Annotated in this window: 14 protein-coding genes; 6 read left to right on the top strand and 8 right to left on the bottom strand. The window is 47.8% G+C overall.

Going from position 1 to position 16,900, the window contains the following annotated elements:
* Positions 1-19 precede the first annotated feature (19 nt).
* The 4 genes from ACTJIK_RS06615 to ACTJIK_RS06600 all read right to left on the bottom strand — a co-directional run bounded on the left by ACTJIK_RS06615 (position 20) and on the right by ACTJIK_RS06600 (position 7,166).
* Complete coding sequence (locus tag ACTJIK_RS06615) at positions 20-3,190, bottom strand: SusC/RagA family TonB-linked outer membrane protein (protein ID WP_440645567.1); 3,171 nt, start codon at positions 3,188-3,190, stop codon at positions 20-22.
* A 412-nt stretch (positions 3,191-3,602) separates the two neighbouring features.
* Positions 3,603-5,111, bottom strand: coding sequence for a gluconokinase (locus ACTJIK_RS06610; RefSeq protein WP_440645566.1), 1,509 nt, complete (start codon positions 5,109-5,111; stop codon positions 3,603-3,605).
* Positions 5,112-5,121: 10 nt separating this feature from the next.
* Complete coding sequence (locus ACTJIK_RS06605) at positions 5,122-5,880, bottom strand: helix-turn-helix domain-containing protein (RefSeq protein WP_440645565.1); 759 nt, start codon at positions 5,878-5,880, stop codon at positions 5,122-5,124.
* A 143-nt stretch (positions 5,881-6,023) separates the two neighbouring features.
* Positions 6,024-7,166, bottom strand: a complete 1,143-nt coding sequence (locus tag ACTJIK_RS06600; protein WP_440645564.1) for an endo-1,4-beta-xylanase — start codon at positions 7,164-7,166, stop codon at positions 6,024-6,026.
* A gap of 365 nt (positions 7,167-7,531) precedes the next feature.
* Here ACTJIK_RS06600 and ACTJIK_RS06595 point away from each other — a divergent pair, with 365 nt between their 5' ends.
* From ACTJIK_RS06595 to ACTJIK_RS06585, 3 genes are all read left to right on the top strand, one after another.
* The gene (locus ACTJIK_RS06595; RefSeq protein WP_440645563.1) at positions 7,532-8,719 is read left to right on the top strand and encodes a metallophosphoesterase; all 1,188 of its coding nucleotides are present in this window, start codon (positions 7,532-7,534) and stop codon (positions 8,717-8,719) included.
* Positions 8,720-8,803: 84 nt separating this feature from the next.
* Positions 8,804-9,283, top strand: a complete 480-nt coding sequence (locus ACTJIK_RS06590; protein ID WP_440645562.1) for a hypothetical protein — start codon at positions 8,804-8,806, stop codon at positions 9,281-9,283.
* A gap of 9 nt (positions 9,284-9,292) precedes the next feature.
* Positions 9,293-9,865: a glycine-rich domain-containing protein gene (locus ACTJIK_RS06585; RefSeq protein WP_440645561.1), complete on the top strand. Its 573-nt coding sequence runs from the start codon at positions 9,293-9,295 to the stop codon at positions 9,863-9,865.
* A gap of 66 nt (positions 9,866-9,931) precedes the next feature.
* Here ACTJIK_RS06585 and ACTJIK_RS06580 read toward each other — a convergent pair whose 3' ends face one another.
* Positions 9,932-10,588: a hydrolase gene (locus ACTJIK_RS06580; protein ID WP_440645560.1), complete on the bottom strand. Its 657-nt coding sequence runs from the start codon at positions 10,586-10,588 to the stop codon at positions 9,932-9,934.
* Between the two features lie 304 nt (positions 10,589-10,892).
* Between ACTJIK_RS06580 and ACTJIK_RS06575 the strand changes: the two genes are divergently transcribed.
* The 3 genes from ACTJIK_RS06575 to ACTJIK_RS06565 all read left to right on the top strand — a co-directional run bounded on the left by ACTJIK_RS06575 (position 10,893) and on the right by ACTJIK_RS06565 (position 12,823).
* Positions 10,893-11,495, top strand: a complete 603-nt coding sequence (locus ACTJIK_RS06575) for a Crp/Fnr family transcriptional regulator (protein WP_440645559.1) — start codon at positions 10,893-10,895, stop codon at positions 11,493-11,495.
* Between the two features lie 101 nt (positions 11,496-11,596).
* Complete coding sequence (locus ACTJIK_RS06570; RefSeq protein WP_440645558.1) at positions 11,597-11,923, top strand: (4Fe-4S)-binding protein; 327 nt, start codon at positions 11,597-11,599, stop codon at positions 11,921-11,923.
* Positions 11,924-11,959: 36 nt separating this feature from the next.
* On the top strand, positions 11,960-12,823 hold the full coding sequence (locus ACTJIK_RS06565; RefSeq protein ID WP_440645557.1) for an SDR family oxidoreductase: 864 nt from the start codon (positions 11,960-11,962) through the stop codon (positions 12,821-12,823).
* Between the two features lie 117 nt (positions 12,824-12,940).
* Here the strand turns inward: ACTJIK_RS06565 and ACTJIK_RS06560 are convergent, their stop codons facing one another.
* From ACTJIK_RS06560 to ACTJIK_RS06550, 3 genes are all read right to left on the bottom strand, one after another.
* Positions 12,941-14,449, bottom strand: coding sequence for a hypothetical protein (locus tag ACTJIK_RS06560; protein WP_440645556.1), 1,509 nt, complete (start codon positions 14,447-14,449; stop codon positions 12,941-12,943).
* A gap of 151 nt (positions 14,450-14,600) precedes the next feature.
* Positions 14,601-15,983: a tRNA uridine-5-carboxymethylaminomethyl(34) synthesis GTPase MnmE gene (gene mnmE / locus ACTJIK_RS06555; protein WP_440645555.1), complete on the bottom strand. Its 1,383-nt coding sequence runs from the start codon at positions 15,981-15,983 to the stop codon at positions 14,601-14,603.
* An 80-nt stretch (positions 15,984-16,063) separates the two neighbouring features.
* The gene (locus tag ACTJIK_RS06550; protein ID WP_440645554.1) at positions 16,064-16,900 is read right to left on the bottom strand and encodes a TonB family protein; all 837 of its coding nucleotides are present in this window, start codon (positions 16,898-16,900) and stop codon (positions 16,064-16,066) included.

The following is a 16,900-nucleotide window of genomic DNA, read 5'->3' as shown; positions in this document are numbered from 1 at the left end:
ATCGGGTAAAGTTTGAGGATTAAAATTTAACGTTAACGCCGAACATATACTGGCGGGTGGGAGGCACGCCCATTCCCACGGTAATGGCCCTGGCCACAACAGGCGTTCCTCCTGCCGTAGATCCAACGGCATTGCCGTTGCCGTTTCCTTCCGGGTCAATGCCAAGCCCGTCTCGCACAAGAGGCGCCCAAAGAATGAACGGGTTCTGGGCGGACAGGTATACCCGCAGCGAGCTGATGCCTATCCTGTTCGTGATCTTCGAAGGAAAGTTATATCCCAGGTTAATGGACCTTATCTTGATAAAAGAACCGTCGCGGTACGACAAGGTGGATGTATACTGCAAAGCATCCCGGCTTGCATCAGGCTGCGGGAATTCATTCGTGGGATTATCCGGTGTCCAGTAATCCACTTTATATTGATTCACGCGGCTGTTCATAAAGAAAGGATGACCGGCCGCGCCGCCGTCGGCGGTCAGGTAGGTTACCACCACCGTTTGCCCGATACGTCCGAACGTCACGATATTCAGATCAAAATTCTTATAGGCAAAACGGTTGTTGAACCCAAATACAAAGTCCGGCTGGAAATTGCCGATCACCTGGCGGTCTTCAGCGCCTATGGTTCCGTTGCCGTCAACATCCTCTATTTTGATATCTCCCGGTTCGGCCCCGTACCTGTTGGCTTCTCCCTTTTCACCCAGCTGCCATATACCGGTCTTTTTCACATCATAAATTACCGTCAGCGGCTGCCCTACATACCAGCCGTTGCCGATGTCTTGCGTCAGCCCGGGCTGGAGGGCAACGATCTTTTCCCTGGCCATGGAAAAATTCAGGTCCGTGTTCCAGGCAAATCCGCCGGGGCTTTTTATGTTCAGGCTGCTGAGCGTTACTTCGATGCCATGACCGGCGGTTTTGCCCTGGTTGACGAGTACGGAGTTAGCTCCCCTGCTTCGCGGCAGCTCCTTGCTAAGCAGGATGTCCCTGGTATTGACATTATAATACTCAATGGCTCCGCTCAAACGGTTACCAAAGAATCCAAAGTCTACCCCGATGTTATACCCCCTCGTAGATTCCCAGGTAAGCCCGGGATTTGGTAAAGTGTTGATCAGGTAGCCAGACATATAATTCACATTGGGAGAGGTGCCGGAACCATAGTTATAGAAATTGGAAGAAAGGCTTCCGATAGTTGTATAGGGCGCAATGGTCTGGTTGGAGCTTACCCCCCAGCCGATCCTCAGCTTCAGGTTGTCTACCCATTTGATATTACGCATAAATTTTTCTTCGCTCAGGTTCCATCCTGCGGAGAGCGCCGGGTAGGTAAACCACTGGTTGCCGGGAGCCAGCACGGAAGCGCCGTCTGTCCTGATGGTCGCCGTCAGCATATACCGGTCGTCATAAGCATAAAACACGCGTCCCATATAAGATAGCAGCCCCCGCTCGCTGTAGCCTGACGGATTGGCCGTCAACGAATTCGCCAACTGGAAATTGTAATCCTGGATATAGTCCGCCGGTACCCCCTGCCCGTTGAACTGCTGGCTCTGGTTGAAATTTTTCACCACTTCATGCAAAGCGGTCGCCTGTACCTTATGTTTTTCCGCGAATGTCTTCTCATAAGTAAGCGAGTTGTTTATAGTATAGCTCCATGTTTCATCGTTGGACTGGCTGAGCGTGGCGCCTGCCGTGGTAAGATTGGTGTTAAAAACGGTTCCCGGGCCGGTATAGTTATTGTTCATCGTTTGTATCCAGTCAAGCGCCAGGCTGGTCCTTAATTTCAGCCCCTTCGTGATCTCAATCTCGCCATACACGTTCGTTAACGTTCTGAACCTGCGGGTACGTGCTTTGATCTTATCATCATTGCCGATGGAAGTAAGCGGGCTGATCTGGTTGGCGTCATTGGATTGCTGGCTGGCGGGCTGGAAGTTGATGCTGCCGTCTTCATTATAGGGAAGATACAGCGGGCTTAGCCTGGTGGCCGAGCCGAAGGCGTTTGTATTCACCCGGTTGGCCCAGCTCATTATATTCGTGGTGGTGAGCCCGACCTTTATACGTTCGCTTACTTTGTGGTCGAGGGCGATATGAATGGAAGCGCGGTCGAAGCGCTGGTCCGGTATGATGCCCGTTTCACGGAAAACGCCGAATCCAAAGCTGTACAAAGTTGCTTCATTACCGCCGGAAACACTCAGGTTATGGTCGGTCCGCATCGCTGTTCTCAATAAAAGCTTCTGCCAGTCTGTACTGACGCCATTGGCCAGGTTTTCCTGTTCAACCGGTGTAAGCGCATTGGGATGAGGGTTGCCGGGATTCGGTTGTCCCTGTTTGGCAGCGTCCTTGAATGCGGCATATTCCTGCCCGTTAAAAAGGTCGTAGGTATCCATTGCCTGCGACATTCCTATATACCCGTCGTAGCTCGTAACGGGCTTACCCAGCCTGCCCCTTTTTGTGGTAATGATGATAACGCCGCCCGCCCCGCGCGAGCCGTATATCGCGGTAGCAGATGCATCTTTCAGCACATCGATATTTGCGATATCATTGGGATTGATATCGTTGATGCTGCCGCCTGAAAGCGGTATGCCATCCACTACCAGCAACGGGCCGTTCTGGGCGTTATTGGCAGATGAGCCCGATGCAAGGGAACGGTTGCCCCTGATCCTGATCTCCCCGCCGGTGCCTATGCTGGAGCCATTGTTTACAATATCAATTCCGGCAGCTCTCCCCTGCAATTGATTATATACATTCGGCGCCCCTATTTCCCTCAGCGTTTCTCCTTTAACAGAAACCGTTGCCCCCGTCACATCCTTCTTTTTTGCCGTGCCGTATCCTATCACCACCACCTGCTCCAGGTCGCTGACTGAATACTGCAAGGTGACATTAACAGTGGTTTGCCGGTTAATGGGTATTTCCCGGGATACAAATCCCACAGAAGAAACCTGCAGCGTGCCCGTGGCGGGAGCAGCAAGCCGGAAGAATCCTTCATTGTTCGTGAGCACACCCGTCGTGGTCCCTTTTACCTGTACGCTGACGCCGGGTATCCCCTTTCCGTCGTCGCCGGTAATACGCCCGCTGACCGTTATGTTTTGAGCCCGGGCAAATGAGACCGTAAACAGGATAAACAGAAAAGTAAGCATCATTCTCGCCAACGGGGACGTGAAGAAGGTTGACGCTTTTTGCAAATTATGCGTACCTGAAAATTTCATAATCGTGGTTTATATCAGTTTATGGAATACGGGGGCTGCAATGCACGTTTTACATGCATTGAATTTCATAAGAAGGCATCCATACTATCGCGCTATTCCACAGGAAAATCCCGGTGGATCAAGGTTCACTGTTGTAGTTTCTTCATGGCAATAACGTGGTTTACAATGCAGCTTCAGGCTTCTCCAATGACATATAATGTCAGCATGACACTTAATTAACGGGCGACAAAACATCCGTTTAACGGCATTCGCCTGTTAAACGGTCAACGAATCAGATATTGGTACCTGTCATGCCGGAAATGCCATATGCGCTCTGACGCCGCATGGCTGAGTTCCTTTAATATTGTAAAGAAATGGAATTCCGTCCGATAAAAAGTACAAATATCAACGGTGTTCGTTTTTGTAAAAAGCCTCAGATATTCGAAAGGATATCGAATGCGCCGCCGAGTGTAGACGTCAGGTGTTCGAATAAGGGAAAATATTTCCGGTATAGATCGTGGTTATTACTGTCGGGCACAAAAGGGTCGGGAAGATGTACAGACAATGCAGCCTCTTCAAGGTTTTTATAAATGCCCAGCTTCGTGGCACTCAGTAAAAAGGCTCCTGTGCTCACCGCACTTGCATTGGGTGAAACGCTCATCGGTTTGTTAAACACGTCCGCAAGCATTTGTGTGACCAGGGGAATTGTTCCGAAACTGCCATTTACAGACACCATTTTTATAGTACGGTGTTCCATCAGCATCCGGGCGATGCTGTACATTTCATATAAGATGCCTTCCGCGGTAGCCCGGATAAAGTGTTTGCGTTCGTGGTTGATATTTACGCCAAAATAGACCCCACGGGCGTTCGCATTCCAGATGGGCGCACGTTCGCCAAGCAGATATGGAAGGAAGATCAGGCCTTCGGCGCCGGCTGTGACCCTTTCGGCCTGCAGGAACAGGTTTCTTACAGACGATTCCGTATCATACCCGTTCTCCAATTCACCGAACTGGCTGGCGAACCACTCGAAAGCGATGCCGCCGTTATTGGAAGGGCCGCCTGATACATAATACTGATCGTCCAGGATATAATTGAACAGCCGCCCGGAGTCGTCTTTCAACACCTGGGTTCCGATCACACGCATGGCGCTGCTGTCTTCGATAGTGATGGTAGCCATATTCCCGTTCATTACCCCGGCTCCGAGCGTTGCAAAGCATCCATCGCTGGAGCCTGCAATAATTTTAGTATCCGCCCCGAGGCCGAGAGATATCTGATACTGGCTCTTCAGCTTACATTCCGAATAGAAAATAGGCACCAGCCCGGGAAGCTGCTCCTGGGAGATTCCCGCATAGTCCAGCGCCACCGGTTCCCATTGCCGGGAATGAATATTCAGCAGGCCGGTTGCGGAAGCAAGGCTCAGATCGGTGATAAGCTCGCCGGTCAGCTGATGAATAATATAGCTTTTGATAGAAAGGAATTTAGCGGCTTTTTTAAATATCTCCGGCTCATTATTCCTGAACCAGGCGATCTTTACCAGCGGCGACATCGGATGGATGGGAGTGCCCGTCGTTTCGTAAACAGCACCGGCAACCTCCGAGCCGCGCAGCTGACGGGCTTCTTCTTTGCTCCGGTTATCCGCCCAGGTAATGACATTGCTCAGGGGAATTCCCTTTTTATCCGTAACAAGCAGGCTATGCATGGAAGCGCTGAAGCAAACCGACACTACCCGGTATTTATAGGGGTATACCTTTTCACTCAAAAAATTCTTCAGCACATATAACATCGTGATGAATATCTGCTCAGGGTCCTGCTCGCTATAATCCGGATAAGGATGGAAAGTGGGATATGCTCCTTTGCTGGACCCGATTATTTTCCCTGAAACGTCAAATGCGTATACTCTCACTGCGTTAGTGCCCAACTCTATGCTGATGATGCAGTCCATAATATTTTTTTTACTCGTCCGATGTATTCTTTTTGCGGAACTCCCTCGGCGTATACCCCGTGAGCTTCCTGAAAGTGGTCGAAAAATGTTGCGAAGAATAGAAACCGGTATCCAATGCAATATCTGTAATGCTCAGATCAGGGTTTCTCAGCAGCTTTATCGCTTCCGATATCCTGATATTGATCAGGTATGCAAGCGGTGAGAAGCCGGAGTAACTCTTTACTCTCTCATTAAAAAGGGTGGTACCCATCCCTACGCTGGCCGCCATTTCCTCTACCGTCCATTGATGTGAAAGATCTTTCCTTAATAGTTGCTCCAGCTGTAAAAATTTCTTCGGAAAATCACGGCCCTGGCTGTTTTGCCGTGTCAGCTGCCGGGTCAGCACAATCAGCAGCTCATCCAGGAGGTGATTTACCCTTGTGTAATAGCCCATTTCCTGGTTGAAGAACTCCAGCCGCAGGCTTTGAAATATACGCCCAATTTCTGTTATAACAGGCAGGTGCCCTGCCTTGTTTATTGACAGGATCGTTCCTATTGCCTGCACTTCGCCGTCCGTCAGGGAGCTCCAGTTCCCGGGCACTATCCTGCCATGATCCTTCTTTCCAACCTCTATTTGTATCCATGCGAATGTACCTATATCCAGAAACCCGTTTGCACCGCCGATCTCTTCACCGGGAAGCACATACACCGCATCTGTAGGAAATATCACCGTATTCCGGCCGCCCACATTCCATTCGAACTTCCCGTCGATGACATAATACACACACATATGCCTTGCCTCGGATTTCGGGAAGGAATTCAACCGGATGGATGTATTTTTCCTTAAACCAATTTCCACGATATGAGGAAACAAACTTAATTCCCCGGAACCCCGTTCAAATAAAAATTGGTCCATGCCGTTTCGTTAAGCTATTATTGTTTCCTTACCGCATTCCCGGCTTTAACTGCGATCACCTTGTAAAAAGCAGGCTTCGGATCGAACTGCCGGTCGAACAGCATCGGGTAGTTGGTTCTGCCGCGCACGGGCCAGTTATTTAACCACGAATACCTGTCATTAACGCCCCAGAAAGTGATACGGCCGATCTTGTCTTTATGCTTCAGGAACAGGCGGAACAATTCTTCATAGCTGCCTGCAAGCCTGCTCTGAAGGGAATCCGGCAATCCGTTCGTATAGGGGTTCAGAGCTGCATTGAATGCGAGATTCCGGCTTATATCCGCCCCGTTGGCATGAGCAGGATCAGGCAACACGCTTATATCCAGCTCCGTGAACATCACTTTAACACCTAAAGATGAAAATTCAAGGATGCTTTGCTCAATATCCTCCAGGGGCAGGTTGTTGATATGCCAGTGCCCCTGTATGCCCACCCCGTCTATACGCACGCCCGCGGCCTGTATCTTTTTAATCAATGCGAGAGCGCCGGCCCTTTTCCAGGGTCGTTCGATGTTATAATCATTGTAATAAAGCCTGGTGTTGGGGGCTGCCAGCTGTGCCAGCCTGAACGCTTCCACCACATAGTCCTCACCCAGCTTCTCGCGGAAAACAGACCTGCGCAGGGTTCCGTCTTCGTTCAGGGCTTCGTTTACCACATCCCAGGAATAAACCTGTCCGTCGTACCGGGAAGCGATGGTGCTGATATGCTCAGCAAAAAACCGGCGCAGCGAATCCTTATCCTTTATCCGCAGCACAAATGAAGGCAGCTGGCTATGCCATATCAGCGTGTGCCCGTTGATCTGCATACGGTGTTTCCGGCCGTAGGCTATGATCTTATCCGCTTCCGCGAAGTTGTAGGTATCCCATTGCGGGTGCAACAGGGCCGCCTTCATGCCATTTTCCGGCGTGAAGGCATTAAACTGCCGGGGGATAAATACAGCCGCCGCAGAATCTCTTTCTTCTATCTGCGTTCTGTTCAGGGCTACCCCGATCACAAAGTCGCCCTTAAATACATCCTTCAGGGAAGGCGTTTTCCCGGAACCGGGCATTTTACGGCCGCCCGTGGAAACACAGCATGCTAGTCCGATAGAAAGAAGAAGGACAATGAGAGAATATTTTTTCATGATAACGTGTAAATCCTGCGTTGAAAACCAGGGGTTGCTCCCGGTTCGGTAATCGGGCGGCCGGTACTGCAGACTGAAAATAATACTCTGTTTTCATAACTGCAATATCAATTTCAGATCATTCATATTGGTTGATACTGCTGTGAGAGCGTAAAGACATTTTTGAGGTCCTTGTTTTGGCACAGAATGTGCAAGCTATTAATTTCCAGCGTCTTGAATCCCCTTTCCGTTACTGTTTCCAGCCACGCGATTTCGCCCTTTGAAAGAAATGATTACTCCGGTGTTTCGACCATAAACCAGGTAATCGTATGATTTTAAAATATTTCCGGCGGTTATTCGTCATCTAAATTAAACGTACTCGTTATATGGCAAGACGGCTTTTACTGATGTTATTGCTCTTCGTGGTGAGCGATATTTATTTCTACCAGGCGGTCGCTACCCTTACAGGGAACCCGCTGATCCATTTAGGTTATTGGTTGATTGACACTTTATTGTTCGCAGGTATCCTGTTCGTCGTATTTGTCCGCAGAATGGGCAGTAATGACCAGCGCTTTATTGCCATATTGATGTCAGCCATGCTGCTGATATTCATTCCCAAAGTATTTTCTTCACTGGTTTTACTGGCGGAAGATATAGTGCGCATGTTTGAGGGCTTCCCTCCCAGAAGTGTATATGTAAGTGAAGCAGCGGTTGTACTCGCCGGGATATTTTTCCTGATCATCCTGTTCGGTTTAACCCGCGGCAGGCACTTTTATAAAGTAAAAAGGGAGATCCTGTACTTCCCGGACCTGCCCGAAGCATTTGACGGATTCACGATCACACAGTTATCCGATGTGCATTCCGGTAGCCTCAGCGACGTCAAAGGCGTACAAAAAGGCCTTGACATGGCGGATGCGCAAAACAGCGACCTGCTGTTGTTCACAGGCGATCTTGTGAACAACATGGCCTCGGAAATGACGCCCTGGATACCTTTGTTCGCAAAGCTCAAAGCGCCTTACGGCAAATACTCGGTTCTGGGGAATCATGATTATGGAGATTATATCAGATGGGAAAGTGAAACAGCCAAGAATGCCAATCTTAACCACCTGAAAGAAATCCATGCGGAGATCGGCTTCAGGTTATTGCTGAACGAATCGGTAACGATCAGCAAACAAGGGCAGAGCATTGCGCTTATCGGCGTGGAGAACTGGGGTAAAGGCGGGTTTCATAAATACGGCGATCTGAAAAGAGCCGCCACGGGCGTACCGGATAACGCGTTCAAAATATTGATGTCTCACGACCCTTCCCATTGGGATGAAGTGACAGTAGACCATGATCAGCATGTTCATCTTACACTGGCCGGGCATACACATGGAATGCAGTTTGGCATTGAACTTTTTGGCTTTAAGTGGAGCCCTGTAAAATACGTCTACAAACAGTGGGCAGGATTATATGAACAGGACGGGAAGTATCTTTATGTGAACAGGGGCTTCGGTTATCACGGGTTAAAGGGGAGAGTAGGCATATGGCCGGAGATCACTGTGCTGACATTAAAGCGGGGGGAGGCTGGATAATGAACGAACCGTACTAACGGAGACGGCCAATGTTTTATTTTTTCCTTATCTTCATCAGAACCGGACACTGGCGAAAAGATTCTCATGAAGGACAACATAACTATATACCAAAAAGACCATGACTACGGCAATGCATCCTGCCTTGTCTCACTATTCATATTCACATGTATTGTAATGATGATCACGGCCTATTTCATACCGGAACCGCCGGTGCTGAAGGTCTTCTTATACCTTACGCCCGGCCTCATTGTTCTGTTAGTGATAATAAAAGCCGCCGAATTCTATGCCAACAAAGGTGAAAATGTTAAGGTATTATCCGTAACACGGGAGGGCATGCATTATTTTCAGCATGCTGCACCTCTCAGCTGGGATGAGATATCGGAAATAGAAATCATTGATAAGAAGTTAGCCGTTACTGTCAAAGGAAAGCCTTCTTCAGACTTTTCAGTGAATCTGACCCAAACTACCTTTGAATACAATGTAAATGTACTTGTTGAGTTGCTGGGCAGTTATTTTACAGGGAAAATTTACGTATATGAAACATCCGTTTCCTGTGGTTGTTAATTGATCGCTATGAAACCTGCATTTTCCACTATCTTGTTACCGGAAGAACACCTGCACTACAAAGAAAATCCCTTGTGGATGAGGGTCGAAGCTTATTCCCCTGACAATGAAAATTACGCCATCCCCTTCTCCAGGAAACTGGCGGTAACAGAAGGCTGGACAAGGCGGTTTACCTTGCAGGCCATCCAGGAATACAAACGGTTTGTTTATCTGTGCTGCATTTCACGCAATGGCGCATCTCCATCTGTTGTGGTGGATAAGGTATGGCACATGCACCTGTTGTATACGGTGGAATACTGGAAAGAATTTTGTCCTGATATATTAGGCCGGGAGTTGCATCATTATCCTAATGTTGGGGGTATTGCTGAATATAATAAACACCAGGACTGGTATCTTGAAACACTTAAGCTTTACCTGTTGGTCTTTGAAGAAAATCCTCCTTCCGATTTTTGGAGAATACCTGCGGACATTTTGCCGTTTCTTTTACCGGGTAGTGCGGTTAAGAAAAAATTTATATCCCGTTACACCTGGAAAAGGCTGGTGCTGGACAAACTTTCCGGTATATGGAATTTATTCCCCTGATTAGTGGCGATTGGTCAAACCAAGGCAACATCCCGGATCGATCAGGATGTTGCTTTGCTGAATTACTTATTTTTCTGCCGGAACAGGTGTAGCCAGCAGTTGCAGTTCCCAGGCATATGCAACCCCGCTTCCCCCGGCATGCTCTACCATAAGACCGGCCAATTGACCTGCTGTTTCGGTGCGAGCCCAATCACGCTGCCATTCAGAGACTACGGCCACCCAAGTGATCGGCGTAATACCATGTTGTACCATACGGCGTACAGCCATATCGTGAGCTTCCTTTGATACTGACCCTGAGGCATCTGTTATCACAAATACATCATAACCTTCACCTGCTGCCTGGATCGCCGGCATGGCTACGCACACCTCTGTCCACAAACCTGCAATGATCAGCTGCTTACGGCCGCTTTTTGCCACAACGCCGGTAACAGCAGGGTCCTGCCAGGTATTAATTAAGGTACGGTTGATGGGTTTTTGTTCAGGAAATACTTCCTGGATCTGTTTGATGATCAAACCGCCGCGTTCTTCTATAACTGTGGTCAGGATGGTGGGTACATTAAAAATTTTAGCAGCTTTTGAAATTCCCGCCACAGCGTTGATGATCATAGTCGGTTCATGGCTGTTCAGGTTGGCGAACTGGAAAGGCTGATGATCAATCAATACCAGGATACTGTCCTCTGGACGCAACAGGGCTTCAAGGCCTGCTTTTACATTTTTTGACATGCTGTTAATTTTGTATATTAATTATTAAGATTGAAAATTAAGGGGCAGATGATTTCTCGAATATTATTCTATATGACAGCAAAGTTCAGGAACCCGGCAAAAAGAGAAAGATGATATAAGTCGAAAAATAAAGTAGACAAATGTCTACGTTTACCGGGGCGTTTGGGATAAGATAATATATGACGGCTCAGAGACCGGCAGTCATGCGGTTGACGTGCCGCAATTAGACGGTAGCGGCAGAATGCGCATTTAATCAGTATTTTTGTCCAAACAATAATTGATTATTTTAGATTATATTATAAGAATGATACGCGAGGTTAATATGTACGAAGCTTTTTTTGACTATCTGAAAAAATTCAGTGCTGATCCACTTTCAGAAGACGAAAAAGCGCTGCTCAGGCAAGCATTCATTCCGTCTAAATTGAGAAAAAGACAGTATCTCCTGCAGGCTGGTAACCTGTGCAAACATTTTGCCTTTATTGTAAAAGGCTCCATGCGGATGTATTCGGTGGACGACAAGGGATCTGAACATATTGTGCGGCTGGGTGTGGAAGGCTGGTGGATGGGTGACCGGGAAAGCTGGGTCATGGTTACGCCAAGTTTGTATAATATCGATGCCTGGGAAGACACCGAAGTGCTTTTGATCACCAGGGATAATGCCCTTGAGCTCATCAAGACGGTACCTGCCTTTTGTGAAATGGTACGCCAGCTTGACGAGCGGAATAATATTGCCAATCAGCGGAGGCTGACCTCATCTATAAGTGGTACCGCAGACAAACGATATACAGATTTTATCGCCTGTTATCCCGAGCTGCTGCATCGTTTCCCGCAGCATATCATTGCTTCCTACCTTGGCGTCACTAAAGACACCCTGAGCCGCGTCAGGCGTCAGCTTCTTAAAAAATAAGAGGGCATCGCGCTCTTCACCTTAGAAAGTAGACATTTGTCTACATTATTTTTCGACTTATATCATCTCTCTCTTTCTCCCGCTTCCCGAACTTTGCATTTATGCTTGCAAAGCAACGCGCCATTCCGTATAGCTCATGGCTATTTGTAATGCCGTTATTTTTTAAGTCTAAGAACTATTTTTTGAATCAACTTATGGAAACGATAAAATATCCAACCGGGGAAATTACGATCCTCTGGAAACCGAAAGCATGTATTCATTCAGGCATTTGTGTAAGAACATTACCCCAGGTTTATGATCCCAAAGCGCGACCCTGGATCAGACCGGAAAACACGACCACCCGGGAACTGATCGATCAGGTCGGGAAATGCCCGTCCGGAGCATTAAGTATTCAAAATGATGTTGTGAATAACGAGGTGAACGGGTAAGGAATTCAGCAGATGAAATTTTTAAATAACCAGAAAATGAGCAAAAAAGTTGTTTTAATTACAGGAACGAATAGCGGGTTTGGATGGCTTACCGCCAGGTCCGTTGCGGCTTTAGGGCATAAAGTGTACGCTACTATAAGAGATACCGAAGGAAAAAATTCCGATAAGGCAAAAGCCTTGGCACAAGTAGAAAATGTAACTGTGCTGGATGTGTCATTAACTGATGAAACAAGTGTAAAAAAAGCTATTGACACGATCATCGCAAAAGAAGGAACGATCGATGTCTTGGTAAACAATGCTGGTGCTGCGATGTTCGGCGTGGCTGAAAGTTCTACTACCGGTGATGTGCAGCGAATGTTCGATGTCAACGTTATCGCCCCCTGGAGATTGATAAAATTGGTGTTACCTTTTATGCGTAAACAAGCGGAAGGCTTGATCATCAATGTTTCGAGCGGGTGGGGTAGATTCTCCGTTCCTTTTTCAGTAGTGTACGGTGCTTCAAAATTTGCCTTGGAAGGCTTAAGCGAAGGTTTGCATTATGAATTAAGACCATTAGGAGTTGATGTAGTCATTATTCAACCAGGCGCTTTCCCTACTGAAATGTCCCAAAAGATCCAGGTCGGTTCTGACACATCAGTTGTTGACGATTATAAAGCGATCGCTGATGTTCCAAATAAAATGTTCACAGCCATTGGTCAAATATTCGAAACTACAAATCCAGATCCGCAGGATGTTGCGGAAGCAGTAATAAACCTGATCAATTTACCGAAAGGACAAAGGCCATTAAGGACGGTTGTTGACCCTGCGACTGGAGAATTTATTAAAACGGCTAACGACGCTGTTAAAGTTGAATATGCAAAAGCATTGACCGCATTTGGCATGGAAGAACTTTTAGCGTAATGAGAAAGTAAACGAACCGCCTCAGCAAATACTTTTTTGAGCTAAAAATTACACTTCAAACATGTGCTGCTTTTAGCGGTTTCATAGTACAACATATGCTTAGTTAGGATAGCTGCTTTACTTATCGGGCCGGTGAAGATTTTCCCAGTGCCAAAATGCATCAGAAAATTTTGCCTGGGCAGGATCTATAATTTCCTCATAAGGTTCTTCTACAGGCGCTATTTTAAAATTATCGGTTAGCCAGGATCGGTAAGCGTCTATATTATTGCTCAAAGAATAACTGTCCTTATCATTACTGAGCTTAAAGCATTCGCCATCCAGCACAGGTTCAATATCGTAAGTGAGTAAACGCAGGAGTTGCAATACGTTTTCAGCGACGACATCTATTCCGTTTTCCCTATCCAGTACAATTACGGGCATATCTTTAGTTTCTTTACCCAGCCCCTCATCCCACAAAGCGTAGCATGCCCCGAAGCTCGTCGCCCTTGCAAAAGGTATAACGGCGCTTATAAACGCATCGCTCTGGCTCCATGTTTTCAAAATAGAAGAATCGTATCCTCTAAGCAGGAAATATTGTGAATAATTAGCATGGCTTTGCTGAAAAGCGTAAAGCGAAACCAATTCCTGAGGGATTACTCTTCCCTGAAAATTCTTTTCAAATGCTTCAAAGCTCCTGTGTTCCTTTACTGTTTCAAACCCCTCTTCCACATCAATGTCGTATTTTATTAAAAAATCATACAGACTATCGGCATACTGATCACTGGCGACCTGCACAATGGCCGCCGCTTCTTCATCTGTTCGTACCGGTTCCAGCCCGAAGTTTGTTTTGGACCAGGCCAAAAAAGCGTCCCGGTGTTCGCTTCTGTTATCGTTTTCCCCGCCTTTATAAAAATAAGCTGAACTCCAGTCTACGAAAATTTCCACATCATAACCGAGCAGGTGGATCAAATCCGTTGTGTTTTTAGCCACCAGATGTATTCCGCCCTCATCTCCAAAAACCACAATAGGGCATTTGTCCAGGTTTTCATTAATCACCCAAATGGCATAGGTGCTTCCTCCGCCTGTTGCTGTCGCGAACTCTATAAAAGAATTCAGAAAACCTTCTTCCTCTGAATAGGTCTTTAATCCGGTCTTATCAATCGCTTTCAGGTAAAAGCCATCCGCATAGCTGCCTCCACCATACTCCTTCTCAAATTCAAAAAGCTTTTCCAGGTCGTAAGGAACGCTATATATACCGAATTGTTCTCGGAAGGCATGGAAAGGGGTTTTCCCAGCATTCATATCATCTATATAGTTTACAATTTTAATCCAGATCTGCCAGGTAAATTCTTTGATGCTATCCGGGCTACCGGCTTCGAGGTTTTTAAAACTTTCATTTTCGTTTTCCCGGTAAAAAGTAAACAAAAAGCCGCCTTCGCTCCGCATGGAGACACACAGCGTATTGTCGTGCAGAATAAAGATACTGTTGCCCATTTCCTCCCCATCAGCATCGATGTAGGGCTTTTTTATGGTAATTTCCGTATCGCCGAATTCAAGGTCAAGTCCATTGTGATCATGAGCGGGAACAGTGTCAGAATTGATGATCCTAGTGAAATTCTCTGTTGTAAAGTCGTATTTCTTCTCCATTATTCTGTTAAAGTTGAAAGCGGATTATTGCTCTGGTAAAGCTACAGCTTATAAAAATAACCCACAAATTCAACAGTCTACAGTTTATTAAATTAGCATCTACAATTTGTCTACATCCTCACCTATCAAAGTGTTCTGATATTAAGTCGTTCTACTTCCCGATACAAAACTTCGAAAAAATAAAATCCAACCGATCCTCATTCGTCACCTCACCGGCAATATCCGCCAGGTAATGCAAACACCTTCGTATATCCAACGCCAGCAGATCCCCCGGCAAACCTGCGTCCATCCCGCCTTTCACATCACGCAAAGAAGTGTATACCTCCTGCAAAGCGGAGTAGTGGCGTACATTGGTAATGATCGTGTTTTCGGTATTGACGGCGCCACCCATTACCTGGTATACGAGCTGGTCTTTGAGAGCCCCGATCTGCGCATGGTCTTTTGCAGAAATAAATATCACGCCGGGTATCATCGCAAATTTAGCGCGGGCTTCTTCGGCCCCGAGTACATCTGTTTTATTGCCGACCAGCAGGTAAGATATCCCCTCGCTGTCGAAGGCATGCACCTGCGCGAGCAGTTCGTCCACGGAAAGTTCAGCTACGTCAAAGAGGTAGATCACGATGCCGGCTTCGCGCATTTTTTCGAGGGACTTCTGCACGCCGATGCTTTCGATGGTGTCCGTGCTTTCGCGGATGCCGGCGGTGTCTATCAGCCGGAAAAGGATGCCGCCGATGTTGAGCACTTCCTCGATAGTGTCCCGCGTGGTGCCGGCGATATCGCTTACGATGGCCCTGTTTTCGTTTAGAAGCGTATTCAGCAGCGTGGACTTACCGGCATTCGGGCGGCCGATGATCGCGGTGTTGACGCCGTTTTTGATGACGTTGCCTACTTTGAAGGACGTAACCAGTTTCTCCACTTCTGTGAGCGCTTCGTTCACCAGCGCATACAGGGCAGTGCGGTCGGCAAACTCTACGTCTTCCTGGCTGAAGTCCAGCTCCAGCTCTATCAGGGCGGAGAACCTGATCAGCTGTTCACGCAAAACCTGCAGCTCGCGCGAAAAGCCGCCGCGCATTTGCTGAAGGGCGGTTTGATGGCTGGCTGCGGTGTTACTTGCAATAAGGTCGGCCACGGACTCTGCCTGGGTAAGGTCCAGCTTGCCATTAAGGAAGGCGCGTTGGGTGAACTCTCCCGGCCTGGCCAGGCGGGCGCCGGAGGCGATGCAGGCTTCTACGATCTGCTGCTGGATGTAGGGAGAACCATGACAGGATATTTCCACGACCTCTTCGCCGGTATAGGAACGCGGCGCGCGGTAAAGGCTTACCACTACTTCGTCTATCACCCGCCCCTGGAAGTGCAGCCCCCCGAAATGCAGGGTATGACTGGGCTGGGCCGCCAGGTCCCTGGAAGGGAATAATTTGTCCGTAATGGTAATGGCTGCTGCGCCGCTAAGCCTTATCACGGCTATGGCGCCTACACCGGGGGCTGTAGCGATGGCAACAATGGTATCGTCATGACCGCCTAACTTTCCTATCATACGCCGAAATTAAATAAAAAAAAATTCCCCCGGCTGAACGCCAGGGGAACTTATATTTCATACTAGCTTGAGACTAAATACTACTCCTGGAGGGTAAAGCGGATCGGCAGGTTGAACTGCACAGATACCTGGCGTCCGTTCTGTTTACCTGGTTTCCATTTCGGCATTTTCTTCACCACGCGGATGGCTTCTTCTTCGAGACCGCCACCTTTGGGTGCGCCTACAGTTTTCACGTCCTTGATGTTGCCTTCAGAGTCAACTACGAAGGATACGAACACTGTACCGGAGATACCGTTTTCAGTTGCCAGGTGCGGATAACGGATGTTATTGCTCAGGAACTTGTTGAGCGCATCGTCACCACCGGGGAAGGTAGGAGGTTGCTCCACGAATGTGAAGATCTCTTCTTTCGGAGGGGGCGGCGGAGCGTCTACAACGCCGGTACCTTTAGAGTCGTTGATAAGTCCCGGATCGATACCGTTGGGATCGCCTTCTACGGTTTTGGTAGATACGGCTTTGTCCTTGATCTCGTCGAGTTTTACCAGCTCTTCTTCGGCTTTTACTTCTTCATCTTTTTTGATCACCGGCGGCGTGAACTGCACGGAAGGCTTCACGGGCGGCGGTGGTGCGGGCGGCGGAGGCGGAGGGGGCGGAGTTTTCGGATCATCCGGCAACTTCACGTCCTCCAGTTTAATATCCTCGATTACAGGCTTGATGTTCTTGTCTGCGTCGTTACCTCTCAGATTCATATAGATCAGATAGCTACCGACGATCAACAAGGCCAATGCAGCTGTACCCAGAATGGAGTTCCGCACGCGCTGGTCGTACTTCTTGCGAAGTTCATAAGCGCCGTAGTTCTTGTTCCTGTCTTCAAACAGGATGTCAAGAAAGTCGGACTTAAGGATTTTAGCTGAATCCAT

Origin of the sequence: Chitinophaga sp. 22620 (assembly GCF_052044405.1) — a bacterium.
Classification (GTDB): Bacteria; Bacteroidota; Bacteroidia; order Chitinophagales; family Chitinophagaceae; genus Chitinophaga.
The sequence above is the reverse complement of the archived record's forward strand: the minus strand, read 5'-3'. Positions and strand labels throughout refer to the sequence as shown.

What these genes read in the sequence shown, in the direction of transcription:
- ACTJIK_RS06615 (WP_440645567.1), bottom strand. Translation starts at nt 3,190, where the DNA reads ATGAAATTTTCAGGTACGCATAATTTGCAAAAAGCGTCAACCTTCTTC.
- ACTJIK_RS06610 (WP_440645566.1), bottom strand. Translation starts at nt 5,111, where the DNA reads ATGGACTGCATCATCAGCATAGAGTTGGGCACTAACGCAGTGAGAGTA.
- ACTJIK_RS06605 (WP_440645565.1), bottom strand. Translation starts at nt 5,880, where the DNA reads ATGTGTGTGTATTATGTCATCGACGGGAAGTTCGAATGGAATGTGGGC.
- ACTJIK_RS06600 (WP_440645564.1), bottom strand. Translation starts at nt 7,166, where the DNA reads ATGAAAAAATATTCTCTCATTGTCCTTCTTCTTTCTATCGGACTAGCA.
- ACTJIK_RS06595 (WP_440645563.1), top strand. Translation starts at nt 7,532, where the DNA reads ATGGCAAGACGGCTTTTACTGATGTTATTGCTCTTCGTGGTGAGCGAT.
- ACTJIK_RS06590 (WP_440645562.1), top strand. Translation starts at nt 8,804, where the DNA reads ATGAAGGACAACATAACTATATACCAAAAAGACCATGACTACGGCAAT.
- ACTJIK_RS06585 (WP_440645561.1), top strand. Translation starts at nt 9,293, where the DNA reads ATGAAACCTGCATTTTCCACTATCTTGTTACCGGAAGAACACCTGCAC.
- ACTJIK_RS06580 (WP_440645560.1), bottom strand. Translation starts at nt 10,588, where the DNA reads ATGTCAAAAAATGTAAAAGCAGGCCTTGAAGCCCTGTTGCGTCCAGAG.
- ACTJIK_RS06575 (WP_440645559.1), top strand. Translation starts at nt 10,893, where the DNA reads ATGATACGCGAGGTTAATATGTACGAAGCTTTTTTTGACTATCTGAAA.
- ACTJIK_RS06570 (WP_440645558.1), top strand. Translation starts at nt 11,597, where the DNA reads ATGCTTGCAAAGCAACGCGCCATTCCGTATAGCTCATGGCTATTTGTA.
- ACTJIK_RS06565 (WP_440645557.1), top strand. Translation starts at nt 11,960, where the DNA reads ATGAGCAAAAAAGTTGTTTTAATTACAGGAACGAATAGCGGGTTTGGA.
- ACTJIK_RS06560 (WP_440645556.1), bottom strand. Translation starts at nt 14,449, where the DNA reads ATGGAGAAGAAATACGACTTTACAACAGAGAATTTCACTAGGATCATC.
- mnmE (WP_440645555.1), bottom strand. Translation starts at nt 15,983, where the DNA reads ATGATAGGAAAGTTAGGCGGTCATGACGATACCATTGTTGCCATCGCT.
- ACTJIK_RS06550 (WP_440645554.1), bottom strand. Translation starts at nt 16,900, where the DNA reads ATGGATTCAGCTAAAATCCTTAAGTCCGACTTTCTTGACATCCTGTTT.